The 25,542-nt window shown below is 59.0% G+C and carries 22 protein-coding genes; 1 reads left to right on the top strand and 21 read right to left on the bottom strand.

Features of this window, described 5'->3' with window-relative positions:
- Positions 1-103: 103 nt before the first annotated feature.
- From HY011_34650 to HY011_34555, 20 genes are all read right to left on the bottom strand, one after another.
- Positions 104-871 carry a LysM peptidoglycan-binding domain-containing protein gene (locus HY011_34650; protein MBI3428094.1) on the bottom strand — a complete coding sequence of 256 codons (768 nt, stop codon included), beginning with the start codon at positions 869-871 and terminating at the stop codon, positions 104-106.
- Between the two features lie 12 nt (positions 872-883).
- The gene (locus HY011_34645) at positions 884-1,357 is read right to left on the bottom strand and encodes a phage tail protein (protein MBI3428093.1); all 474 of its coding nucleotides are present in this window, start codon (positions 1,355-1,357) and stop codon (positions 884-886) included.
- A 230-nt stretch (positions 1,358-1,587) separates the two neighbouring features.
- The gene (locus HY011_34640) at positions 1,588-4,482 is read right to left on the bottom strand and encodes a hypothetical protein (protein MBI3428092.1); all 2,895 of its coding nucleotides are present in this window, start codon (positions 4,480-4,482) and stop codon (positions 1,588-1,590) included.
- Between the two features lie 190 nt (positions 4,483-4,672).
- On the bottom strand, positions 4,673-5,128 hold the full coding sequence (locus tag HY011_34635; protein ID MBI3428091.1) for a phage tail protein: 456 nt from the start codon (positions 5,126-5,128) through the stop codon (positions 4,673-4,675).
- A 112-nt stretch (positions 5,129-5,240) separates the two neighbouring features.
- Positions 5,241-7,148, bottom strand: a complete 1,908-nt coding sequence (locus tag HY011_34630) for a phage tail sheath subtilisin-like domain-containing protein (GenBank protein MBI3428090.1) — start codon at positions 7,146-7,148, stop codon at positions 5,241-5,243.
- A 64-nt stretch (positions 7,149-7,212) separates the two neighbouring features.
- Complete coding sequence (locus tag HY011_34625) at positions 7,213-8,130, bottom strand: hypothetical protein (GenBank protein ID MBI3428089.1); 918 nt, start codon at positions 8,128-8,130, stop codon at positions 7,213-7,215.
- Entirely contained in the window at positions 8,127-8,720 is a 594-nt protein-coding gene (locus HY011_34620) for a DUF4255 domain-containing protein (GenBank protein ID MBI3428088.1), read from the bottom strand. The genes HY011_34625 and HY011_34620 overlap by 4 nt, the downstream gene beginning before the upstream one ends.
- A gap of 38 nt (positions 8,721-8,758) precedes the next feature.
- On the bottom strand, positions 8,759-9,028 hold the full coding sequence (locus HY011_34615; GenBank protein ID MBI3428087.1) for a hypothetical protein: 270 nt from the start codon (positions 9,026-9,028) through the stop codon (positions 8,759-8,761).
- Positions 9,029-9,552: 524 nt separating this feature from the next.
- The gene (locus HY011_34610; protein MBI3428086.1) at positions 9,553-10,491 is read right to left on the bottom strand and encodes a hypothetical protein; all 939 of its coding nucleotides are present in this window, start codon (positions 10,489-10,491) and stop codon (positions 9,553-9,555) included.
- 305 nt (positions 10,492-10,796) lie between these two features.
- Complete coding sequence (locus HY011_34605) at positions 10,797-11,444, bottom strand: response regulator transcription factor (GenBank protein ID MBI3428085.1); 648 nt, start codon at positions 11,442-11,444, stop codon at positions 10,797-10,799.
- A 15-nt stretch (positions 11,445-11,459) separates the two neighbouring features.
- On the bottom strand, positions 11,460-12,587 hold the full coding sequence (locus HY011_34600; GenBank protein ID MBI3428084.1) for a response regulator: 1,128 nt from the start codon (positions 12,585-12,587) through the stop codon (positions 11,460-11,462).
- Between the two features lie 196 nt (positions 12,588-12,783).
- Positions 12,784-14,190, bottom strand: coding sequence for a hypothetical protein (locus HY011_34595; protein ID MBI3428083.1), 1,407 nt, complete (start codon positions 14,188-14,190; stop codon positions 12,784-12,786).
- A gap of 229 nt (positions 14,191-14,419) precedes the next feature.
- On the bottom strand, positions 14,420-15,139 hold the full coding sequence (locus tag HY011_34590; protein ID MBI3428082.1) for a TlpA family protein disulfide reductase: 720 nt from the start codon (positions 15,137-15,139) through the stop codon (positions 14,420-14,422).
- A 131-nt stretch (positions 15,140-15,270) separates the two neighbouring features.
- Complete coding sequence (locus tag HY011_34585) at positions 15,271-15,975, bottom strand: TlpA family protein disulfide reductase (protein ID MBI3428081.1); 705 nt, start codon at positions 15,973-15,975, stop codon at positions 15,271-15,273.
- Positions 15,976-16,037: 62 nt separating this feature from the next.
- The gene (locus HY011_34580; protein MBI3428080.1) at positions 16,038-16,595 is read right to left on the bottom strand and encodes a hypothetical protein; all 558 of its coding nucleotides are present in this window, start codon (positions 16,593-16,595) and stop codon (positions 16,038-16,040) included.
- A 5-nt stretch (positions 16,596-16,600) separates the two neighbouring features.
- Positions 16,601-17,473, bottom strand: coding sequence for a hypothetical protein (locus HY011_34575; protein ID MBI3428079.1), 873 nt, complete (start codon positions 17,471-17,473; stop codon positions 16,601-16,603).
- 45 nt (positions 17,474-17,518) lie between these two features.
- The gene (locus HY011_34570; GenBank protein ID MBI3428078.1) at positions 17,519-18,427 is read right to left on the bottom strand and encodes a hypothetical protein; all 909 of its coding nucleotides are present in this window, start codon (positions 18,425-18,427) and stop codon (positions 17,519-17,521) included.
- A gap of 117 nt (positions 18,428-18,544) precedes the next feature.
- Complete coding sequence (locus HY011_34565; GenBank protein ID MBI3428077.1) at positions 18,545-19,417, bottom strand: ABC transporter ATP-binding protein; 873 nt, start codon at positions 19,415-19,417, stop codon at positions 18,545-18,547.
- Positions 19,418-19,431: 14 nt separating this feature from the next.
- Positions 19,432-20,265, bottom strand: coding sequence for an ABC transporter permease subunit (locus tag HY011_34560; protein ID MBI3428076.1), 834 nt, complete (start codon positions 20,263-20,265; stop codon positions 19,432-19,434).
- A gap of 253 nt (positions 20,266-20,518) precedes the next feature.
- Entirely contained in the window at positions 20,519-22,300 is a 1,782-nt protein-coding gene (locus HY011_34555; GenBank protein MBI3428075.1) for an OmpA family protein, read from the bottom strand.
- 662 nt (positions 22,301-22,962) lie between these two features.
- Here HY011_34555 and HY011_34550 point away from each other — a divergent pair.
- A complete protein-coding gene (locus tag HY011_34550; protein MBI3428074.1) occupies positions 22,963-24,852 on the top strand; it encodes a CocE/NonD family hydrolase in 1,890 nt (629 codons plus the stop codon).
- 101 nt (positions 24,853-24,953) lie between these two features.
- On the opposite strand, the gene HY011_34545 is transcribed toward HY011_34550, so the two are convergent.
- Positions 24,954-25,542 (bottom strand): hypothetical protein (locus HY011_34545; protein MBI3428073.1); only part of this gene is annotated, 589 nt, incomplete at its 5' end.

Below are 25,542 nucleotides of genomic sequence, written 5' to 3'. Positions count from 1 at the left end.
TACCGCGCGCGTGAGCAAGCGGTGTGCTAACTCGTATCAAATGGCGTAGCAGCGCTATCACCGCTTGCTCACGCGCGCGGTACCGCACCAGCAATGCCGTGCGTCAAAGCCCCACGTTCAGATTGACCAGTTGCCCTGGTTGCAACTGGCGCGGGTTCTCGATGCCATTCGCGGCGGCGATGGCTTGCCAGTTGTCGCCCAGGCCCGCGCGGGCGGCGAGTCCTTGCAACGTAGCGCCTGCCGCCGCCGTGGTCAGCGGTTGCGTGCCTGCTAATGCGCCCCCGTCCGGCGCGGGATTAGCGCCGAAGTTGGTGCTCAGAATCTTTTGTTGCGAGAGGTTGAGCGACATGCTGGCGCGCAACGGCTTGCCCTCGCTGGAAAAGAATTCGAGCGACTCTTCGAGCGAATCCAGCACGCCCTCAAAAATCAGCGACCCCCAACTGAACCGCACGCCCGGCGGTGAATACTCAGCCGGCTTTTGCGGCGACTGTTTGGGCGTGATGAAAAACACGACCTCTTGCGTCAGCTTGCGCACGTCGTCCACTTGCCCTTTCGCGCTGGGCGCATTCGAGACACCGCCTTCCGGCTGCGGCGCGGTGACGTCGAACCAGAGTTGCAAGGCCAGCTTGGTCGTGCCCGCGCCGACGAATTGACGGCCCGCCGTGCCCGCGCTCTGACTGCCTGCGCCAGAGCTTTGCTGGTTGCTGCCACTGGCGCTACTCGCCTCAACGACCTGGTTGGCGAAGCTGAGCTTGAGGGTTTCAGGATTGAACTGCACCGTCACCTTTTTCTGGCCATCGCGCACATTGCCGTTGGGCAGGAATTCGATTTCGGTAAGCTGGGCTTTTTGTAAATTCACTGATTCAGGCATGGCAGCGCTCCCTTATGCGGGCAGTTTGAACGTCAGCATTTCATAAGCCAGTTGCATCTCTTCAATCGCGACCATGCCTTCTTTGGCATTGAAGGGCGGCGCTTTGAGCTTGATGGGCAGACAGCGCGACAGCACAAAGCGCGCGCGTTCGGTGCGGCCATCGGGCGCGAGCAAGACGACTTCGGCATCGGCGCGCAACGCGGGTTGCGTCAGCACGCGGTTGAACCACATCCACAAATCGAAGTTGTCCGTCATCCCGCGTTTGAGCGTCAGCGTGCCGTAACTAACCGGGCCACTCAGGCGAATCTGTCTGCCGTTGTTGCCGCCCTCGCGAATCGTCTTCACATCCTGCGTCATCTCTAAACCGTCGCATTCGGCAAAGGCCGCGCTGCACACTTTTGACGAAACGTCGGGCACGTTGATTTCGACCGCGAAATTGAACGCGGTGAAGGGATACACAGTGCTTTCATTGGCGGTGTTTGCCATCTGCCCTATCCATCTCCTACCAAGGCTGCCACAGAGGCACTAAGAAAATGCCTGAGACATATAGCGGTTTGCTGTTGTGTGCGATCAGGCCCGCGCGCGCTACCAGCGTAAGGCAGGTTGAAAACCTGCCCTACAACTTGCCGGGTCGCACACAAGTGCAAATCGCTAAAAGAGGCCCTCACTTTCGCTCTGTGGCTCTGTGCCTCTGTGGCAGTTCACAACGTCAGCCTTCAGCGAATCGCCGCGCCGGTTTCGATCACGCGCGTGCGGTCGCCGGTTTGAATAACCCGCAACGTCAAAAAGGTCAGCGGCAACGAGGGCGCCACTTTGAGTTCGACCGTGAAGCGCCCTTGTTCCTGCTGCAAAGCATTGAGCGCGCTGTCGGCCACGACTTGATAGGCCGTCGCCGGTGTATCGCCCGCAAATGCGCCGCGCGCGAACAGATCATCCAGCAGCACCGTGAAGCCGCGTTGCACCGCGCGCCGAAAGCTTTCGTCATTCGGCTCGAAAACGTAGCGCGCGCCCAAACGTTGCGCCAGCCGCCGCAACAGCATCAGCAAACGCCGCACGCCGATGGGCCGCAGGTCTTCGTCGCGGCTCAGGGTGTCGGCGCTGAGCACGACAAAGCCGCGCGCTTCCTGGCGCAAGAGATTGAGTTGCGCGCTCTGCCAATCCAGCCACTGCGCGCGCGCAATGGGCGGTGTCAACGCGACCACGCCGCGCAACAATTCATTGGCGGGGGCGATCCAGGCCCCGCGATTCAGCGCGCGCGCCGCCAGTACGCCGCACGCCAGACCATCGGGCGGGATAGCAACGGGCTGCGTGGTGGTTTGCACGAACGGCCAGGGGTGATAGAGCGCGGCATAACTCAACGCGCGCATTTCACCGGCATCCAACGGCAGACTCAGTTTGTGCACGCCGCCGAAATCCAGCGTGAACGCCGGAGCCGCGCCCGCCGGATTGAGCAAGGCCTGATAGCTCAGCGCCGCCGGTGTATCGAACTGTTCGGGCAGCGCCAGCACCGCCAGCAAATCACCGCGCGCCGCGCACATCCGCAACAACGCACGTTGCACCGCCAGCAAGGTGTCCGGCTTGAACGCGCTTGCGGGAACCAATTCAAATTCATTCGCCACGGGCACGCGCACCGCGACGCCGATTGACCAGCCGCTTTCACGGCAGTCATCGCTGGCGCGCACGCGATAGAAATAATCGCCGGGCGTGCGATCCGTGATAGTCAGTTGCGTTTCTGCGCCTTGCCAGAGCGTGACGGCGTCGCTGTAATCGGGGCGCGTGGCTTCTTGCACGCTAAAGCTGCGCGCCGCCGCAGCGGCTTGCCAGGTGAGCGTAAAAACGTTTTGCGCCAATGCGTGCGTGACGGTCAACGCCGTGGGCGCGGGCAACGTCTGCTGGTCGCATTGTTGGAAGAGCGGTTGGGCGGCAGGCGCTGGTTCCGGCACGGGCGGCAACGGTTGCGGCAAAGCTGGTTCAACCCGTTTATCCCAGGCGCGATGCACTGCATCGGGCACGGCGATCAACGTGGCCTCTTCAACCAGCGTCGAGTCACCGAAACCCAGCGCCGCGTGCAAGCCGCGCAAGGCGCGCGGCACGGGATTCAAATAGCGCAACTGATCGGCCTGGTTGAGCAGGTTGTGCACGCCCGTTTCGGTGATGTCCCGATCCAGAAACAGCGTCGCGTCAAAGTGCGCGAGGCCGTCGCGTTCGAGCGCCAGATCGTGGCGTTTGAGTGCGGGCAAATACCATTGCGGCGTCACGAGCGCCGCGAGCGGGAAGGTAAATGACGCCGCAGTACTGTGCCCGGCCAGCGGAAAGCGCCGTTGATCCTGCGTGCGCCAGGCTGCGAGCCGTTCGTTGTCAAAAGCCGTCTCGACGCGCTGGCGTTCAAAGGGCGAAAGCGGGTTTTGATAAAGCTGCTCATCGGTGGGCAACGCGCCCCAAGCGCGCGCACTCCCGGCGGTCAAGCCCAAATCGCCGAGCCGTTGCGCATCAGCGGCTTCCGTTTGCGCCCACAGTTCCAGCGTTAAACTTTCGACCGCCGTCAGCGGCCCTGGCGCAGTAGCGGGCGCGGCAGACAACAACCACAACCCCGGCCCGCTCACGCACGTGGCCGTCTGTGGCGGCGAGTCCTTTGTATCAATAACCCGCGTGTCAGCCACCACCAGCAACAATTGCTCACCGCCAAATTCCAGCCGCAGCAATGAACCTGGCGCGGGCAGCGCGGCCAAGGGCAGTTGCAACGCGACAGTGAACCGGCCTGTGTCCGTGGCATCTTCAAGCAATTCGGCGGCGACGGGCGCGTTACTCAAGACTGGCGTATATTCGCGCCGCCCGGTCGTCTGCCGTTGCGGCAACTCCGCGTCATTGCTGGCCGGGTCGTATAAAACCGCCTGGCCGGCGTGCGTTGCCAGCGGCGGACTGTCTGCCAAACTGGTGCGGCCCCACAGCACCTGCCCGCCTGTGATGCGCACCTTGGCGCGTTCTGCCGCTGTCGAGCGCGGCAAGACCTCGACCGTTTGCACTTCCAGAAATGCGACCAAATCCGCATCCGCAAATGTCAGTCGCAACAGATCGCCCGCTTGCACGCTGGCAGCGTCCGCTTCCAATTCGAGTTGCAACGCTGGCCAGACCAGCGACGCCGCGTTGAACCGCGTGCTCAATAGTGTGGCGCTGACGCGCAAGCCATCCGACCAACTGCCGACCGCACGGGCGCGGGCATAGGCAGGTTGAACACTTTGCAGGTTGCCGTGCGCGTCAAACGTGGCTGCGGCCAGGCCCGGCAGCGGGAAAAAATTGCGCCGCGCATCTTCGCCCGCAACGCGAATCACCCAACAGCGCCGCCCGCCGTTGTCAAAGAACGCTTTCACCGTCGGGGCCAGATAGGCGTGCACCTGCGTGCCGTGCGCCGCATCCCAGGCCAGCGGCAATCGTCCGCCGAAGACCGCCGTGAATTGCGCGAAATCTTCGACCGCCACCGGCACGTCGAGCGGGCCTGCCGCCGCGAAGCCGACCAGAATCGCCACGTCCATACGCGGCAAGGCTTCGGTCAATTGCGGCGCGCGCGGCTCAAAACGGAATCCGGGTAAGCGGCGCACGGTCGAGATAGTCATCGGAATTTGCTCCGTACTTTGGCGCAGCCTTTGGAGTGCGCCAATGCTGTGATGCTCGACGCCGCTTTGTTATGCCTATGGCGTTTCGCGCGCTGAAAGAGCAGAACAGCCACGGCAATACAAACCGCCAATGATTATTCTTGCTGCGGCCATTCAAAAGCGGCGTCGAGCCGCCGCACTCCAAAAAGAGCTACTTCATTTCCAACCGCTCATAAGCGAGCACCATTTCTTCCATCGCGACGTCGGTGCCTTTGGCATTGAGCGGGCCGCTGGTGTGTTTGATGATGCGCGCATCCTTGAGCACCCAGGTCATCACGTTCAGGGTGTGATCTTCGTTTTGCAGATGGATGGTGACGGTGCGGCGCTGGTTCTGATCGCCGTTGCGAATCTCGTTGAGCCAGTTATAGAGCGCCAGCGAACCGATCACGCCGCGTTTGAACGTCACATCGGTCGCTTTGTTGAGGCCGGTGATTTTCTTGACGCTGTTTTCGCGCGCGTTGCCGGTGCGGTATTCGGCGACCGTCACTTCCATGCCGATGCCACTGATTTCCTGAAAGCCGGCATCCGGGCCTTCGGTGTCGCCATTGCCCAGGTCTACTAAAAAGTTGAACTGCACATACGGACGATCTTTGCGTAATTCAGCCATTGCGTTGCTCCTTCGGAAAGATGCTGGATGCTAGATGCTGGTGGGTGGCCGCTAGCATCTAGCATCCAGCATCCAGCATCTTTTTCTCGTTTCAGCGTGTCGCCAGGCGACGTCACACCTTGCGATCCGCCGTCCACTGGCCGATGCGGAAGATGACGAATTCGGCGGGCCGCAGCGCCGCCACGCCGATCAGACAGACCAGCCGCCCGTTGTCCAGATCGTTTTGCGACATCGTCGAACGGTCGCATTTGACGAAGAAAGCCTTTTCGGGCCGGTCGCCCAGCAGCGCGCCGTTCATCCATTCGTTGAGCATGAAATCTTCGATGGTGCGGCGCACGTTGGCCCAGAGCGCGTCGCCGTTCGGCTCGAACACGGCCCACTGCGTGCCGCGATCAATCGAGCGTTCGAGATAGGCGAAATAGCGCCGCAGGTTGACGTACTTCCATTCGGGATCGGAACTGATTGTGCGCGCGCCCCAGAGCCGAAAACCGCGCCCTTCAAAAAAGCGGAAGCAGTTGACGCCTTCGGGATTGAGCACTTCCTGCTCGCCTTTGCTGAGCATGGCCTCGAAGCCGATGGCGAGGCTCACGACCTCATTCGCCGGAGCTTTATAGACCGCGCGTTCGGTGTCGTTGCGCGCATAGATGCCCGCCACAAAGCCGCTCGGCGGCAAATTGATTTCGCGCCGCGTGACCGGATCGAGCACGCGCACCCAGGGGTAATAGAGCGCGGCGTATTTGGAATCGAAGCGCGCGCGCAGGGCACGCACCTGGCCGACGCTTTGGCCGTCGCCGCTGTCGAGCACGGCGATGCGATAGCGCATGCGTTCGGCGTGCGAAATCAGTTTGCTGGTGATCGTCATCGCATCGGCGCGATAGCCGTTTTCCAAACCGAAGGTCGCGCCTGGCGCGGCGACAATCGAGATGTCTTCCAAATCCTCAAAAGCCATCAGGCCGGTCTTCACCTTTTTGGCGGCGATATATTCGCCTTCATACGCGCCCGCATCGGGCCGCTGGCCATCATTGCCGCCATCCAGATTGACGCTGACGCTGTAGGTTTTAGCCAACGCATCCAAGCGCCCCGTGTCCGTGGCGGCTCCGGCAGTGTCCCAGGTATTGAGCAAGTTGCTGGTGCCGAATAGCGCGTCCAATACTTTGAGGCCGTCATCCAGCGCCGTGTCCAACACGACCACGATGGGCAGCGAACGTTTCAACGCCCGATTGGCTGGCTCTTCGGCAAAACGTTCGGCGAAACCATCTCGCGCGCCCGCGCGTTCGTGCTGCGGATCAGGCGGCAACTCGCTCCACACGGCGGGTAACTGTTCAGGGTCGCTGGGCGTCACGGTGACGCTCAACGTGACGGCGCGCACTTGATCATCCAGCGGTTGCAGATCGCTCACGCGCAGGGTCGTCGTGCCGTTTTTGAAGGCCCAGCCTTGCGTGTCGCGGCTGACCAAATAGAGATTGCCGCCGCCGGGCGGGCTGGTGACCGGGCTTTGCACATCGCTGATCCAAACGACATCGTGTTCGAGCAACGCGACGACGCGGCCCGCGCCCGGATTGTCCGGGTCTTCGCCAAACACGTTTTGACCCAGGCTGGCGCGGACGCTCACGCGCATCTTGCCCGCCGCGCCGGCAAAACGCGCTTTGAACGTGACGGCATTGCCGCTGCTGCCCAGGCTGCCGTGGGCGCGCCCGTCATCACCGCTGCCCCGCGCATTGAACACGCGCGAGACATACAAACGCCGCCCGCCATTCTCAAAAAATCCGCGCACCGCGTGCCACATGTAATTGTGCTGCGGGTTGAGCGCCGTGTCGCTCGCGCCGAATTTGAGTTGCTGGCGGTCGCCATACACCTGCTCGAAGGCGGCCAGGCTGGTGATGATTTCAGGCTCCAAATCGGTCGGGCCATAGCGCGTCGGCCCCACGAAACCGGTGGTCGTGGTGCTCACGCCTTCGATGGATTTGGAACGGAAGGAAACTTCCTCGACATAAACACCGGGAGCTAAATACTCTGGCATTTCACTTCCTCCTATTTGGACTTTGCGGGCTGCGCCGCCCAACAACATCAGGGCGCCGGAGTAATCAACCCGGAGTAATCAACAATGATGGCAGGGGTTCGCCCCTGAGCGGATCGTGGGTAAAGTCGCGCGAGCGTGCAATGACCGCCTCGCCGAATTTCAACGCCGTGCCAGCAAACGCCTGTGTGCGCGCCGCGTCCGCCCACAATTGCGCGGGCTGTTGCGCCAGCAGCGCGCGGCCATCGGGCAACGCCAGAGCGCCGGGCACGGGGGCGACTGCCGGCAAACGTTCATAGCGCGCGCGCCATTGCAATGTCCACTGCTGGTTCCGCAGCGACGGCCCGCTCAACGGCGGCGAAGCGGGCGCGATCAACGGATTGGTTTGCAAATCAGGATACGGAAAGAGCAAGGTCACCTGCCCTTGCGCATCGGCGAAACTGCGCGCCAATAGCCGTCCACCAAATTGCAACTCAATCAAGGCCCACGCCGCCGGACGCTGGTTGAGCGGATCGAACAAGGTGGCGCGCGCCACCGCCAGCGCCGACGGCACGCCGCGTGTGGCGGCGGAAAACAACGGAATGCCCGGCGGCTGTTGCGGCGGCGAATCCGTCAGCAAGTCTTCGCCCGCATAAACGCCGCGTCGTGGAGCGGCCAGTTCAAAGCGAAAGGGCAGAAAGCGTTCCCACTGGTCAACGACTTCAACCATGAAAGGCTGCGTGGTGACGGCTTGCCAAAAAGCGTCATCGCCGCGCCCCTGTTCGGCGGCGCGCAAGCCCGGCAAATTGGCGAGGTGATAAACGCCGGAGTAACTGGCGCGCGCCGTGCGTCGGCTGGCCGGTTGCGCGACGGCCCAGGCCGAAACACTCAGCCCTTCGTTGACCACTGCGCCAGTGGCATTGTCGCGAAAACGCAAGCCGAGTGGCGCGGTCATGGTCTGCCGTTCCAACTCGCGCAACTCGGGCAACAACACGGCCAGGCTCATGCCCGCCCTCCGTTCACATAAGCGAACTCGCGCGTTTGCACGGGCGCGAATTCATTCACCCGCACGCGCGAATCGAGCGCCACCATGCGCACGACGTAATTGGCCGAAGCCTGCAAATTGGGCTTCAACGGTTCCCAGAGATTCGCCATGTCCTGCAACGTGAGCGGTTCAAAGGTGAGTGTGATCTCTTCGTCGGCGTGAAAGACATCGCCCTCCGGCGCTTGCAAATAATGGTTCAACACGGTGGCCGGCAAGATCGGCGTATCGTTCATTTCGCTCATCGCCCAACCCAGCAAAAACTGTTGCCGTTCCGCCGTCCGCCCCCACGCGGTCAACAAGTAATAAAGATCAAGCGGCAGCGGCGGGCGGTATTGTTCGCCAAAGGGGCCGACGCGCGGCGGCAGGTTGCGGCGCAAACTGGTGCCGACGCGATATAGATACAGCGAAACCCCCTCGGTCATGGGGCTTTGAAAATTGCTGGACTGGTACAACTCAAACGCGGCGCTCTCAAATTCGGGGCGCGGACAGGCGTGGCGCAACGATTCGATGATGGCTTTGCTGGTGGCCGCAATCGCGTGATAAGTCCCCACTACACATTTCTCCGTTCAATGTTTTCGGTTCTCTTGGCTCAGCCCCGCCCGCGCCACCAGCGCCGCCACCAGGGTTCCGCGCGCAATGCTGTCGCCGCCGGAGCGGCGGGGCTGCCGGGGGGCGGCGTGGTCATCTGATAAGCCCGGATGAAGCCCAGCATTTCCTGCAGATCATCAAAGTACCGCGAAGCACCACTGGGAACGTGAACGATGCGTCCGCGCCACTGCGCTTCACCGGCTGCGCCAACGGGCGTTTCGAGCCAGAGCCTGACGATGAAGGAATGAATCGAAGACTCGCCCGAATCCATAAACACTCACCCCCAGGCAACCATACCAACCCAGGTCTTGGGCTGGCCCAATCGCGACCTCAGTGCGCGCGCCACACTGTCGGACTCAGCTTTGTTTTGGCGCATTGTGATGAATAACAGGAGGGTGTTTGCTATCCGTCTGCGCAGCGTCTCGCAGCCGTCTAAAATGCCGAGGCTGGCAAAATATTATTTGATGGCGGGACATTTTTGCGAAAAGGCCGCTCAGAGAACAAAATGAGATAGAGGCGGCGTAACGCAACCCGCCGAGGTTGCACGGTTTCATCAGCCGAACCACAGTGCCAGGCCTGTAGCTCACGAAGCCGCGCAACCTCGGCGGGTTGCGCTACTTGTGCCAAGCAGCGCACGCATGCAAGCAAGCATTTATCAAAAGCGAACTGACAGCGGGTTCGCCGCACTCGTTACGCAGCACGTTTCCAGGCAGTCGCCTGGCACTTGTCACAACAAGCCTGATCCAATCGCGTGGTCAGTTGAATGAAAGGCCAAATTGGCAAGCTGGCTTCGTTTTAATGGCGTTCCCGCAACCGGATTTCGAGTTCTTTCAATTCGTGCGCGAGCGTGTGATTGAGCGCGGCAAAGGCCTGGCAAAGGCCTTGGAAATGGGTAAGCAATTCCAACATAGGTTGGGTAGTGGATGTGTCATTTGCGTTGGCGGGTTTGGGCGGTGTGGTCGCAATTTCGAGGCAATCGGCGCAAACTTGTTCGTAGACTTGGCTGGTGTGGCGGGCTGGTTTGACGCCCAACTCCGTCCACAAAATCTGTTCGCAATGGCGATACTGCCGCAAGGCGGCGGTGCGGTCGCCCGCCAGATAATGCAGACGCATCAACTCCCGATGCGTGTGTTCGCGGGCCTGGTCACACGTCAGAATGCGTTCGCCATAGGTGATGCCTTCTTCAAAGCGCCGCGCTTGTCCGCAATACACCATCAGCTTATCGAGCATGGTCAGCAGGTTGTGGCGCAAGCGTTCCCGTTCAAATAGACACCAGTCTTCATAACAATTGATCAGCAAATCGTCTTGATACCATTCGACGGCTTGTTTGATGGACGCCGCCTGTGCGGGGCTGAGCAGGTTTCCGGCCACGTCCCGCACTTGCGAAAAAACCTCTTCAAACGCGAGTGCATCCACCCACAAGTCACTGGCGCGCGTAATCTGCACCCAATCCGCGTCCACTTCCAAGAACTCGGGCAATTCCGGCTGGCCCGCCCCCAGGCCGTGCCGCAAACTGCTTTGCAGATGCCAGAGGGCCTGGCGTAGATGTTTGCGTGCATGCGCCGCTGGCTGCGCGGGCCAAAACAATTCCGCCAGTGTTTCGCGCGGCTGGGGCGCATGCCGATGCAACAACAAATAACCGAAAAGTTCCTGTAACTTCCCGGCCTCAAAACTCGCCAGTGGCTTGGCATCCCGGCATACACTGAGCTTGCCGAAGAGACATACATTAAGCATGAGTACCTGCCTTGGCCTATATAGACCACGCTTTGCGGCAGACCGGCAAAACACGCGTTTGCCAAGCCAACCACAGAGCACATGAAAAATCATTTCAAGCTACGCTTGGATATGAGAGGTGGCGCTGAAATCTTTCCTGCCTGCACCGTTGGGGCCGACGACCTTGACCAGGTAGCTGCTGAAAATCGTTTGGTTGCTGAACGCGTGCAGTATAGGCAAGGCCGGGGAATTGTCAAAGTTTTGCCTGGGTTCATTTGAGGCGCGGTTGAGAATGCCGGTGCAGTCGCGCGCCGAAGCTGGACAGGTCAATCCATCGGCAAGATGCCGCGCTTCAGGGCGAAGCGCACCAGATCAGTGTGGTTTTGCAGGCCGAGTTTGCGCAGCACGTTGGCGCGATGCCCTTCGGCGGTGCGCGGGCTGATGAAAAGCCGGTCGGCAATTTCGGCGCTCGTGCGGCCTTCGGCAACCATCTGCAACACTTCGCGTTCGCGGCTGGTCAGCGATTCATAGGGGTCATCGGGCGCGTGTTCGACTTTCTTGACGTAGAGTTCAATCTCGCGTTCAGACAGTGGCGGACTCAGATAGCGGCGGCCCGCCGCGACTTCTTTGACGGCTTGCACCAGATCAGAGGCTTGCGAATCTTTGAGCACGTAACCGACCGCGCCATTCTTCAACGCTTCGACCACATAGGCGTCGTTGGCGTGCATCGAAAGGATGATGATGCGCGTCTGCGGCGCGGCCTTGTGTACCTGGCGCGTGACTTCCAGGCCGTTCAACCCCGGCATCATGACGTCGGTGATCAGCACTTGCGGTTGCAACTTCTCGACCATGCGCACGGCTTCCAGGCCATCGCCGGTTTCGCCCACCAGGCGGAAGTTAGGCTCGCTTTCGAGTAGGGCGCGCAGGCCCTGGCGCACAATATGGTGATCATCGGCTAACACAATCGTCGGCATTGTTTTTTCATTCCTCTAGTGTTGGCTTGTGCGGGAGGCCGCTGCGTCAGCATCGCTCAAGGGCAATTCGGCGGTCACCGTAGTCCCCGCTCCCAATTTGGAAACAACGGAAAATTTGCCGCCGAGCAAGCGCGCGCGTTCGCGCATACCCGCCAGTCCGATTGAACTCGCGGCGGCCAGCTTGGCTTCGACATCAAACCCTTTGCCGCGATCTTTGACTTCGACATCCAGCCCTTCGGCATCGGCGGACACGCGCACTTCAACTTCATGGACCTGGGCATAGCGCGCCACGTTGGTCAGCGCCTCTTGCACAATGCGATAGGCGGCGATTTCCAATTCTGGTGGGAAGCGCTGGCCCGCCGCCAAGCCCGGATGAACGAAGTGCACACGGATGCCGGTCTGTGTGGTGTAACGGTCGAAATGCCAAAGCAAGGCGTGCAACAACCCCAGGTCGTCGAGCATCGGCGGGCGCAAATCAAGCGAGAGGTTGCGCACCTTGTTCATCAGGTCGTTGACCAGCGCCTGGGCGTCGGGCAGTTGCGCCTTGGCAGCTTCGGCGGGCAGCCGCGAAGACATTTCCAAGATCAGTTTCAAGCCAGTCAATACCTGCCCGACTTCATCGTGCAATTCATGCGCGATGTTGCGGCGCTCGGCTTCCTGCACCTGCACCAACCGCTGGGACAGCAACCGCAACTCGGCGGTGCGCTCTTCGACGCGGCGTTCCAGGTCGGCGTGGGCGCGCCGCAATTCCTCTTCGACACGTTTGCGCGCCACGGCGTAGCGCATGGCGCGCACCAACAGTTGTTTGCTGATGCCGGCTTTGAACAGATAATCTTCCGCGCCCAGCTTGATGGCGCGCAACGCCAATTCTTCATCGCCCGTGGCGGTAAGCGGGACGATGGCGAGTTGCGGGGCCTGACGATACACCCGCAAAAAGGTTTCCAGCCCCTGGCTGTCGGGCAAGCCGAAATCCAGCAGCACCAGATCAATTCCCCCTCGTGCCAGCCGCGCCAAGCCTGCTTCCAGCGTGTCGCACCACTCAACACGAAAAACATCATCCACATCAGCAATGAGCGCGATGATGATTTCCGCCGCCGACGGATCGTCTTCGACTAATAACACCTGAGTTTGTTCAACACTCATCAACGAGTCGCTCCTCAAACGCACGCATAGTGCGGATCATTTATTGGTGGGGTTGCCAGCGGCGCGGGATTATAACAACGCGAAGGCAATTGAGAAATTGCGAGTTCAACCAGGCAACACAGAAGAAAAGGCTGAGCGCTTTTTTAAGCGCTCAGCCTTGCTTAGCATTTGAATGAGAACGGGCTTGCCAACGCACTCATTTCAGCGGCGGCATCTTATCGCCGCGCCGGGCCAGTGCGCGCAACCCTTTTTCATCCTTGATGAAGACGCCTACCTCGGCGTTGCGATACTGGCCGTAAAACACCAGTTGGGATCTGTCATTGAATGACATCTGCACAAAGTTGTTGAAGATTTCGTCCGGTCGCCCGCCCGGCAGTTTTTGATCGGTCAGCGTCACGGTTTCCAACCCTTTGGCCGTCTTGATAAACAAGCCGCGTGAACGACCCGGAAATTGGCCGACAAAGGCGATCTCGCCGCGGTTGTTGATCATCGGCGATGAGAAATCGAAGAAGTTGTAATTCGTCCCCGGAATCGTCTCGCCGCTGCGATAAATCATTTCGACGGGGCCATTGGCTTTTTTCAAAAACAGCCCGCGCCCATTGTTCGGGCCGTCGAAGAAGGCTGAGAACACCACATCGCCGTTGTCATTGATGTCCGGCGCGCGTTGGCCGAACCCGATGTAGTTAGCCTCTTTGACCGCCGTGGGCCGGCCCTGAAACGCAATCAATTCGATGCCTTTGGGCCGCAGTACAAAGATGCCGCCGCCACTGCCGACGCGCGAGAACCAGGCGATTTCGCCGCGTTCATTGATATGCGACGGATAGTAATGCTCAGAGAAGACGCCTTCTTCGCCATTGCCGATCTTCTGTCCGCTGCGGGCAATCAAATTGAGTTTGCCCTGCTCGTGAATAAACAATCCCTTTCCATCCGGGTCTGTATAGGTGCCGATGAAGGCGGTGACGCCTTTGGTATTCGAAGAGGAATTGGCGATGCCGCTGAAAAACGACGGCATATTCGGCACCTCTTCGCCCAGTCGCAGCAGCATTTTCAAGCCCGCCGCCGTTTTGTAAAACAGCCCTTGGCCCCGCCCCACATACTGCGCCACGTCCAGCGAAGACGAAACCTGCGGCAAAGGAGCTTTGCCCGCCAGAGTGCCGACAAAGGTCAATTCACCGGCCTCGTTGATGGCCAGATTGGTGATCCCCGTAAGTTCATCGGCCAGGTTGGTGATCTTTTCGCCCTCGCGCGTAAACTTCCAGACACCTTCGGCACTGCGCTGGAAAACAGCTTGCCCGTAACCCTGTGGCGTGCCGGGCGCGGTAAACAACCCGATGAAAGCGATCTCGCCTTTGCTGTTGATGACCGGATAACGGAAGTTGCTGAACTCATCCGGGCCGGGCACGCGCGGCGTGGGCACGGCTTCGGGCGTAGGTGTTTTCTTGGTGATGGCTACGGGTTCGTCTTCAGTCGTGGCGGGCGTAGGTTTGGGTTTGGTTTCCTGCTGCTTTTGTTGCCAGGCATTGACGGCTGCGACCCCGCCGCAACACGCGGCGAGCAAGGCGGCGCCTAAAAAGGAAAGTAATGTGCGGTGCGATTTACGCATAAAAATAATTGCCTCCAATTCGTTTTCCGGAATTTTTCCAGTTTGGATTTTCAGGCGGGGCGGTAAGTGCAAAACACTCGGCTCGATTTGAAGCGCGGTTATAACATACGACTGAGGCGTATGCGAACGGCTCTGCACTTGGGCCAGAGCAACCAACAGGGCTTTTGCGAAGTCCTCAAAACATCCACCAAAGGCCTTTGGCTGATCAACCAGGGTCACAGCATCTCGTCTACGTCCGCAACGCCAGGTCAACCGCTTGTTGAATGTATTCCTTAAACGCGGGGCGCATGCCTTTGATGTGCTCCAACAATTGACCGTTTTTGCCGATGATGAAGGTCTGTGGAATCGGCCCGCGCGGATCAGTGCCATTGAAGGCCATAAACATCGGCGTGGGAGAAAACCCTAGCTTGTAGTTGATCTCAAACTGCTTTGAAAACTCTTTGACGACCTCGCGGGCTTGCACCGGGTCTTCCACGGTCAGGCCGATGATTTCAACATCTTTGTTACTCTGATAGGTCTTCTGCAAAGCGACCAGATCAGGGATTTCGCGGCGGCAGGGGCCACACCATGTCGCCCAGAAGTTAATCACCAGCACCTTGCGCCGCCCCAACAGTTTCGACAGCTTGACCTTTGAGGAATCCAGCATGGACAGGTCGAAATCTTTGCCTTGGGTTAGGTCGGTTACTTTGGTTGGGTTCGCTACCGCAGGCGCAGGCGCCGCAGCGGGCACGGCCACGCTTGCGGGAGTGATTGCCGGGACAGACACCGCTTCGGGCGCGGGGCTTGGTGCGGTTGCCGTTGGTGAAGGGCTGGGTTCCGCAACCGCCAATGGTTGGTTGACTGGCGCAGGGGGCGCACTTGATTGCTGGCAGCCAAGCTGTCCGAGGACGTTGGCCAAAATCAAAATCGAAAGGGCATAGGAGCGCGCGGAAAAATGGAAATGCTGCATAGTAAGCATGTGCCTTTATGTTGATCTCGTTGGTTGCAGATTCGCAACCGCACGCATCATAGCGTGCCGCCAAACAGGCTGGCAACCAACGCCTCGGGCGCAGCAGCAACAACCCAATTCGCACTCCCGCTTTAATACGTTGCTTCCAGGGCAGCTTCCAGCGCCGGACGCCAGCGCTTTGGCTCCCAGCCAATCAAGCGGCTGGCGATGCGGCCTTCGCGGCTGAAAATGTAGGTTTGCGGCGTCCCGGTCGCGCCGCCGCTCATCAACCGGTAAAGGTTGGACGGCGCAAAATAGACTGGGTAGTTCATGCGCTCCTGACGCACAAAGGCACCGACTTCACGGCGTTGCAGCGGGTTATCAATCGTCAACGCCAACATGACCAGGCCGCGTTGGCGATACCGTTCCGCCACATCATTCATATAGGCAATCTGCGCATGGCTCTGTTCGCAGCGCGTCTGCCAAAATTGGATCAAGGTCGGATGGCCCGCCATCAGCAATTTCTCAATCGGGACTTCCGTGCCGTCGAGCGCCACCAGGTTAAAGCCGCCCACCCGCAACTGGTCGAGCGGCGAGAGCTGCCGCCGCTGTCCGTTGACAGGTTTGGTTGGCGCGGTGGATTTTGTGCTCGATGAAGAATGGGAGGAGGAAGCCGACGACTCATAAATCGGAATGCCTGCCGTGGAGGGCTGCGGCGTGGGCGTGGGCGGAGTCGTTGTCCTAGCGGCGGGCGGCGCTTGCCGGCGTTGCGCAGCCACTTGGCTCAGACCCAGATTCAAGAAGACGGCCAGCCCAGCGCCAACCATGAGAATTGCGAAAACCCAAAGACGTTTCATACACCTGCACCTTCCCTTTCCAATTCCAAATTCCAAGTTTAGGTTGAAGCGCTCAACCTTTATCAACCACGCTGCCCGCGCTGTTTGGTCGTTTGAATGAACTGCGGAATCGCCGGCCCAGCGCCCAGTGCAAGCACTTGTTGCCGCTGCCCGGCGACCAGCAACGCAAACACACGTGAGCGCAACCGGCTGCTGCGTTCAACGGTCAAATGTTCGGTCAGCGTCAACATGCGGAACCAAGAGGATTCCAGCGCATCGGCCAGCCGCGAAATTTGCGTGATGTCATAGGGCACGGCGACCTCGCCGACACCCAGCTTGGCAAAGACCGCCAAATAGCGCGCCGTCGCCAGATCGGGGCACAATAAGCGCCGTTTGCCGATTTTCAATTCGATGCCAAGCAAGGTGTGCAGGATTTCAACTGGCACCGTCTTGCTGGGCGCATTCAAAGCATAACTGCGCGTGCGCAAGGGGCGAATTGCATCGCGGTAAAAGATGGTAATCAACTGGTCGCCCATCAGCCTTTCAATCTCGGCCACCAAATCTTCGGCGCGAATGTTGGCCGTGGGCAACCGCCGCGCCCGCAATCTTTCACTGATGTCGGTGATATTGCTGTCCGTCATAGGCGCTATTTTGTCGGTCTGCCGCCAGGCAAAGGTTGCGTGGATTTCGCATCCGCCGGCTTGGGCGCTGGCGGATTAGCCATTGGCGCGTTGCCAATCGTGACCGGATTCGTCTGCCCTTCCAGAAAGGGGCTGATCAAATTGGCCAGCCGTTGCTCTTCGGTCTCGCGGCGCACCGAAAATTCCAGCGCCTGCCGTTTGACCTCGCTGATCTCTGTGCGCAGCGCGTCCATCTCGGCCTGCTTGCGTTTCAAAAACTCTTCGACCTCTTGGGCAATTTGCCGCACCTGCGCGCTGTTGCGCTGCTCGGTGGCGCGGGCGCGTTCATCCAGCATCGCCTGGAACGCATCCAGCGCGCGATCACGACGCACGGCATCGGCAATCGGGACTTCGTGGCTGACGCCTTTGGCGGATAACGCCAGATTGACCGCGATGACTTTGACGTTGAGCGGCTGATTGGCGAGGGCGGGGTTCTCCAGCAATTTCGCCAATTCATCCACACTGCACGGCGAATCGCCCAAGCCCGCGTCTCTATAGATCGCTTCCAAGGGCTGTTCGGCCAGATTCCCACCAGCGGCGGGGGCTTTGAATTTCGGCTTGGGTTCGCCCGCGACCAGATCGGCGACGCGGCCACCGGTATGTGGCGCGTTTGCTCCCGGCGTCATTGGCATAGCCATTGGCCGGGCGGGTGCGGCACTGGGCGCGGCGGCATCAGGCTCAATCTTGATGAAAAAGTCGAGCAGCGATTTGAACCCGCCGCCGGATTTGCCCGCAGCGGGAGCATCCGACACAGCGCCCACGCTGTCGGCCATCTCTTCCATCTCGCGCAGAATGTCCTCTGAACTGCGCGGGCCTGACGATTGTTTCGGGTTAGGCATAACGGTTCCTCTTCCAGAATTTGAAGTGCTGATTGCAAATTTCCGTTACCGGACGCGGCCCGCACGCTGGCGTGGCCGGGGCGGCGGCGTGACGTCCGATTCCGCATGCGGTTCCTCTTGTGGCATTGACGCGACGCCGTCGCCAAAGGCGGGCAATTCCAGTCCCGGCAAATTGACGACGCCCGCTTCGGCATTCAACACGTCCTCGTAGGTTGAACGGAATTCGTCGCTAATGCTCAAGTTGGTCAACAGGCTATCCACCAAGCCGGAAATGCTCGCCACATCGGTGAAGGTGTAAACCTCATCCTGCACCAGCCGCAATGAATTGCGAATCACCTGCAAGCGTGCTTCGAGCAGCCGCACCAATTCGCCTAGCTTGCGCACGCGGCCCAGCCGTTGTTGCAAGACGTGCAGGTTTTGCGCCAACGCGTGGCGTACTTGCGCTGACTGTTCGCGGCCCACGGCCTGTTCGGCTTGCGTAATATCGCGGCTCAATTGCGTTTCGATATTCTGGTAATTGCGCTGCGACAGCAGGTGGTGCGCTCTGAGCATCCGCGCATAATCGAAGCGAAAGGCCGCCAGCTTATTCACGATGCCCGCCAGCAGGGCGGTTGTGCCGCCCTCGCCCAACTCGCCCGCGCGCCGTTCAATCTCTTCGCACAGATTGCGCAAGGAGCGAAAATCATCCTGATACCCTGGCGGCAAGGCATTGACGATCTGATCTTCGGCGCTCACCATTTCCAGCAACTGATCTTTGTTCAAACGCGCGCGAATGATGCGTTGCACACGCGGATGCTGCGCCAGAAACAACGCGCCGATTTCGCCCGCCAGCAGCAACGGCAGAAAGCCCCAGAAATTGACCACGAGCATCAGAAAGGCCATCACGCCGATAAAGCCGAGGTTCCAGTCGTGGGCCAATACTTCTTTGGTGTAATTGATCTCTTCGTCAGCCATAAGAAAAGTAGTCAGTAGTCAGTAGTCAGTAGTCGGTAGAAGTGAGTAACGATGGGTCAGCAAGAGTTCAGGGTTTACAGATGCTGACTACTGTCTACTGACTACTGTCTACTTCCTTCACAGTTTCGGGAATTCAACCAGCTTGATTTCTTTGCGCAACTCGGCGAAGCGCGGCAAATCTTCGATGTCGGGGCGATAGGCCAGCCCTTCGGCGATCAAATCATACTCTTTCATCACGCGCGAACCGGGCAGCAATTCACCCTGGGCATTGCGTTCGCGCCCCAGCAAGTAAACGTGGTCGGAAATCGCCAGCGCCGAAGTCACATCGTGCGTGATGATGATGAACGTATTCAGCGTGTGTTCGTGGGCGATGCGGCCAATCATGTTAATGACGTTGATGATGTTGACTGGATCGAGGCCTGAGAACGGTTCATCCAGAATGATGAAGTGCCGCTCCAGCATCAATTGCTGCATGATCGCAACGCGCTGCCGCTGCCCGCCGGAAAGTTGCAACGGCCACGCCAGTCCCTGTTTGACCATCCCGAATTCATCCAGATAGCGCAAGGCTTTTGACTTCGCAGCTTCACTCGACTGCCCGGAGCGCACCGCCGGTTCGATCAGGTTGTTGAGCACATTCAAATCGTCAAAAAGCGGATAGCGCTGAAAGACCACGCCCACATCGCCGACCTGCACCGGACGCATGGCCTGGCCGTCGCCATTCGTGATCAACACCTGCCCGCTGGTCGGACGGTCGAGCGCCGCAATGATGCGCAGTGCCGTCGTTTTGCCCGCGCCTGACGGCCCCAGCAAGCTGACGATCTGCGGCTTGGCCTCGATGTTTTGAATCGTGAGCGTGAAGTCGCGCAGCGCGGCGAAGGTTGTACCGTCATTCATGGGAAACTCTTTGCTGACGTGTTCAACCAGCAATAAATTTTCCAGCATTTTGGCCGGGCCAGCGAGCGGCCCGGCAATGGTTGAGTGATCGCTCATAATCTCGTCTTCTCTCAGGCTCGCTCGGCCAGCAAACTGTGCGGGAACAGCACGCGTTTCAGCAACACAAAAAACCAATCTTCCAACACAGCAATCACGCCGATGATCAGCAAGTAGGCGTAAACCTCTGCCAATTGGTTGGTCGAAGAGTACGCGTAAATCTGACTGCCGATGCCGCCTTCGGTGCGGTTATACGTCTCAATCGCCGTGATCATCACCCAGCCGATGGCCGCGTTTTGCGCGATCATCTCGATCATCTGGGGCAGGGTCGGGCGCATCACCACGCTATGAAAGACCTGCCAATCGTTGTAGCCCAGCACCTTGGCCAACTCGTAACGCATGCGCGGAATCGCTGCGACCACACCAGTCATGCTGGTCACCAGAAAGAAGGTCATCCCGGTCGTCAGCATCGCCACCTTCATCGGCCAGCCAATCGTGAACAGCGTCAGAAAAACCAGGTTGAAGCCCACGATGGGAATGTAGCGCAGCCATTGCACCAGCTTGTTGAACGGCTGAAACAGCGGAATGACGCTCAGGTACGCAACCAGCAGCGAGATGATAGACGAGTAAAACAACCCCACGACATTCAGCTTCAAGGTCACATACACGTTGTAAACCAGCCCCGAACTCCCGCTGGCGTTCCACATATGTTTGAACGCCTGCACCACTTCGCCGGGGTTCGGCAACGCCTTGATCGGATTGAGAAACCAAAGCAAGACGACCAGCGCAATCCAAACCAGCATCAGGTTCGAGCGCACGAACGCGCCCACGTTGCCGTAAACGCGCACGATTTCGCCGAATGAATTTGGGGCCTCAACTCGCACTGGTTTTGCCGTTACGTTTTCCATAAATACTCAATCAGGTTGAGGGTGTGGGAGCGACGCTGGTCGCTCCCAGCCTGCATTTACTTGAAGCCTGTACGAATAAAGGTCCTTTGAAATCAAGGCCAGTAACGCGCCCTGGGTACGCACCGCTTCCAGCGTGCAGTCTCGGCGATTACGACCTTCCTTCCGGCAGGTAACCGTCTACCGCCGAGACTGCACGCTGGAAGCGGTGCGTACCCAGGGAGTGCGCGCTTTATGAATTACGCACAGGCTTCATTTACTTCAACACAATCACCACGCGCCGGTTCGCGGCTTTCTCTTTGTCGTCGCGGTTCTGGTTATTCGGCAACGGGCGATATGGCCCATAACCTTCGATGCCTTCGAGCCGCTTTTCATTAATGTTGATGCCGCTTGGGTCGGAACCCTTCAGCCATTGCCAAACCGACTTAGCTCGTTCTTGTGACAGCCGCAAGTTGGTTCCCGCGTCGCCGACGTTGTCAGTGTGGCCTTCCAGCGAAACTTTGGTGTCGGAGGCGCGAATCAACAGGCTGCGAATCTCTTGCAGCGTTTGCACCTCCGATGGTTTGAGTTTCGCCGAACCGCTGTCGAAGCTGATTTGATAATTCGCTTTGACGACGGTGCCGCCGCTTTGCGGGCCTTCGAACTTGGCTTGATAGACGGGCGCGGCGCTCTGTTCGTCGGTGATCTCTTTGATAAAGCTCAAATCCACCACTTGTTCCACCGGCACAATCGTCGGCAAGCGTTCCGGCAACAGCTTCTGCAAGCGTTTGCCGTGGTCGGTGTAGGTGATGCCGAAGATGCTGCGCCCGACCGGTTGATTGTTCGCCAGGCCAAACAGATGGCGCACCTCGGCGATGTTGTTGACGCGTGAACCACCGAGCGGCACGCCGTCTTCGACGACGCCGTTAAAATACTTGTTCCAGAAGGCCGGGCCTTTGCCTTCCATATTGAAGGTCAGCGCGTTGAGGGCCGAGACGCGGTCGCGCATATAGGCTTCGTCCGTCTTGATCCGTTCGTTCGAGCGCGCCACGCAACGCAGCACGGTCTTGACGTAATCGCGGTGCTGATTCAGCCAGTCCTCATTGCCGAACAGGATGTGCGGCATCATGTAGCTGTACTCTTTGGTCGAAACGATCTTCTGCACCTTCTCGGTCTTGCCTTTGTAATTGACGGTCGCGCGATCTTTGACGGCCATCACGTCGCCCGGCGTCCACGTCGCCACGGCGTCAATCGCGTGCTCTTCGCTCTTGCCCGTGGCGCGGTTGCGCAAACTGACCTTGGCGTTTTGAACGTATTTCTGCGCGGCTTCGATGTGATCGGTCGCGTTGACGAAGTTGATCGCCTCAGGGTCATAGACCTGCTCGTCGGGGTTGACCGGAATCTGGTTGTCAGCCGCCCAATTGACCGTCACGTTCCAATCGCAATAAGGCACGGCGGTCACAACGACCGAACCGCGCGACAATTGCGGGTCGCGCTTCCACGATTCGGGGCCAATCAGGCAATCCTCGCCAAATGAATACCCGCTCGACCAAACAACTTTGGCTTTGTTGCCGCGCAGCAATTTGTTGGCGCCCGCGATGTCCACGGCGGCTTGATCGCCCGTCGTCGTGACCAGTTGCATCTGCCCGGCGGCTAGCGCCTTGATCTGTTCGGAGGTGTCGTTTTGCACGACCAGCCGCGTATTGGTGATGCCCGCCTGACTCAAACAACTGTCGGGATGATCGCCCGATTTGCCGGGGCCGCCCACCGCATCAATGATGCCGCTCTCGGTCTGCCACGTCCAAAGACCGATAGTGACTTCGGGGTTGTCGCTGGTGCGCACAGGCGCTTTGACGGCGGAGGGCGGCAACGACGCGGTCGAGATTTCTTCCAGTTTCTCGCGTTTGTCGGGCACCACGGCTGAGCTTTTTTCAGATGTGGTTGGATTGAGTTTGTCGAGCACGCCGAGTTGTTTCAGCCCGGTGTAAACGAGTCCGAGCATCAAGAGCACAACCAGAATGATGGCCCCTGGGCCTAATTGCACACGACCGATTCTCATAGATTCTCCTTCGGGGGGTGAATGGCAGCGATCACTGCGGGTCACACATCGGGCAACGCACAAGCGCAAGATTAGGTCATCTGCTTATTGCGCGCTAGGTTATTTCGTTTAGTGGAGCTTATGGATGAGGCGCTGAGACCATGCCTGTCGCGCTGAAGAAACCAGCGTCAATTGAAGTCTGGTTTGTTGCTTTGCAAGTACGGGTGTTCATGCTTTTCCTCCGGCTGACTTACGTTGCGTGTCAACTCGAATCTACCGTCGCCATACGCCAAAACGGTTCGCCAAGATTCAACAATCAAGCGCGCGTTACTGCGGCGCACGGATGGGGCCGCGCGTGGCGGCTTCAAAAATACTACTTGAGCGGCGCAACATACCATAGGGCGGCGAAACCCGCCAAAATTCGTGTGCTTGCTTTGCCTTTTTCGTCGTGGTTGGGGGAGTTCCTAACCCGGCGAGGGTAACACTGCCTGAAATCAGCAGCAATGAACCAGCGTTTTCAGGGTGTCCGTCACAGTTTACAGGCAGAGGCAATGGATGCCTCGGCCTGCCTTGCGCAAAACTTTGACGCACACCTGCGTTTTCACGGCTGCTGTACATGCCATTCCCGCAAGCTATAATGCCCGCCGTTTGCCTGACCGAATTTATTTGAGGAGAAGAATTGGATGATCAAACTATCACGATTGCTCGCGCTGGCCCTGTGCGCAGGCTTGTTGGCGCTCAGTCTCAGCCCGTTGCTGCCATCGTCACGCGCACAGAATGCCGCCTTCGATGTCAAAGCGAATTACGTCAAGTCAGAGCATCAGATTCAGATGCGCGATGGCAAGAAACTCTTCACGGTCGTTTATGCGCCCAAAGACGCCACGCAAAAATACCCGTTCTTAATTCAACGCACGCCCTACGGTGCCGGGCCTTATGGGCCGGATGCGTATCGTGGCGCAATTGGCCCGTCCGCCGCCTATATGCCAGAGGGCTACATCTTCGTTTACCAGGACGTGCGCGGCACCTTCATGTCCGAAGGCGAGTTTGAAGACGTGCGGCCGCACCTCTCGAAGAAAAAAGCCAAGACCGACATTGACGAAGCCAGCGACACCTACGACACGGTGGATTGGCTGGTCAAAAACATCCCGAACAACAACGGGCGCGCGGGCTTTTACGGCATCTCGTATCCGGGCTTTTACGCGACGATGGCGATCCTGGCCGATCATCCGGCGATTAAGGCCGTTTCGCCGCAAGCGCCTGTGACTGATGTCTGGTTGGGCGATGACGATCATCATAATGGCGCGTTCTTTCAGTTTGAATCTTTCGACTTCATTATGTTCTTTGGCCTACCGCGCCCGGCGCCGACGCCGAATCAGTTCAAGAATTTCAACCTTGGTGTGCCCGACGGCTATGAGTTCTTCCTCAACCACGGCACGCTGGCCAAGCTGAAAGCGCAGTATCTGAAAGACCAGAACAAGTATTGGAACGATGTTTTCAGTCATCCCAACTACGACGGATTCTGGCAGGCGCGCACGCCGCTGCCGCACCTGAAAAACGTCAAGCCTGCGGTGATGACCGTCGGTGGCTGGTTTGACGCCGAAGACCTTTACGGCCCGCTGCACGTTTACGCCGCCATCGAAAAGAACAATCCCGGCGCGCAAAACACGCTGGTGATGGGCCCCTGGTCACACGGCGGCTGGGGACGCGGGCCGGGCGACGCGCTGGGGAGCATCCGTTTTGAAGCCAAGACCGGCGAGTGGTTCCGCGCACACGAGTTGAAGTTTTTCAACGCGAACTTAAAGGACAAAGGCCAGCCGGAACAGGCCGACGTTTGGGCCTTCCGCACCGGCGCGAATGAGTGGAAGAGTTTCAAGCAATGGCCGCCAGCAGAAGCGCAAATCCAAGCGCTCTATTTCCAGGCCAACGGCAAGCTCGCCTTCACCGCCCCGGCGGAAACCAAAGAAGCCTTTGACGAATACCAGAGCGATCCGCAACGGCCCGTGCCCTACACGGCCACGGTCAGCAACACCCGCAATGCCGGGTACATGATCGAAGACCAACGCTTCACCGCCAATCGCCCCGACGTGCTCGTTTATCAAACCGAGGCGCTGACGACAGACCTCACGCTGGCCGGGCCGCTCACGGCGGATTTGTTTGTTTCGACCACCGGAACGGATGCCGATTTCATTGTTAAGGTGATTGATGTTTACCCCGATGACGCGCCGAACAATTCCCCTCTTGGCAGCCAAGTCAAAATGGGCGGCTTCCAAATGCTCGTGCGGGCCGAAGTGATGCGCGGCAAGTACCGCAACAGTTTCAGCAAACCTGAACCCTTTGTGGCAGGCAAACCGGCAGAAGTGAAGTTCAACACGCAGGACGTTCACCACACTTTCAAAGCCGGGCATAGGCTGATGGTGCAGGTGCAAAGTTCCTGGTTCCCGTTGGTAGACCGCAATCCGCAAAAGTTCGTGGATATTTACCGCGCGACCGAGGCGGATTTTCAGCAGGCGACGCATCGCTTGTATCGCTATGGCAAGCTGAGCTCGCAGTTGAAAGTTGGCGTGCTGAAGTAGAGATTGGCAAAAGAGCATGGAGTTCAGGCTTTAGCCTGTTTTGAAGATCTCCAAAACAGGCTAAAGCCTGAACTCCATGCTCTTTTGCCATGGGACTAATCCTACAGCCCAATCCGTTTTGATGGCGCGCCGATGTGAATGTGCGCCCCCGTGGCTGAACCGGCAATCGCGCCGCGAATGGCGATGAAGGAAATGCCTTCCGCTTTCAGGTAAGCCTGCAACGCCAGCCCTTCCGGCGTATCGGGATGCACGGCGACATCCAGCGCGTTGGTATGATCGAAGCCGAGCCGGTTATGGGTTTCGGTTTGCCCAAAGGCGCTGACCGGCAACGACCGGCCATAGCGCGCGCGGAAAAACGCCTCGGCTTTGGCGTAGGTTTCATTGAGCGCCCAGACATTACGGCCAATGTAGCGCACTAACATGACTCTGTGCTGCGTCGTATTGACAGGCTCCTGTTCGACGGGCTGGTTGGCGAGTTGTTCGGCAGCCGCAACCTCGGCGACCAGTTGCTCGACTTCATTCATGCGCTGTTCGGTCTCAGCGGTTTTCTTTTTGGCTTCCTGCAAAATTACTTCGCCCTCTTCGACCTCACGCTTGGCGATCACGCCGACTTCCAGCAGTTGCTTGCGCCGGGCGACCAATTCGGAGGCCCTGACCTCATCCTGTTTTTGCAGGGCGAGCAAGCGTTCC

The organism is Acidobacteriota bacterium (assembly GCA_016196035.1).
Taxonomy (GTDB): Bacteria; Acidobacteriota; Blastocatellia; order RBC074; family RBC074; genus JACPYM01.
The sequence above is the reverse complement of the archived record's forward strand: the minus strand, read 5'-3'. Positions and strand labels throughout refer to the sequence as shown.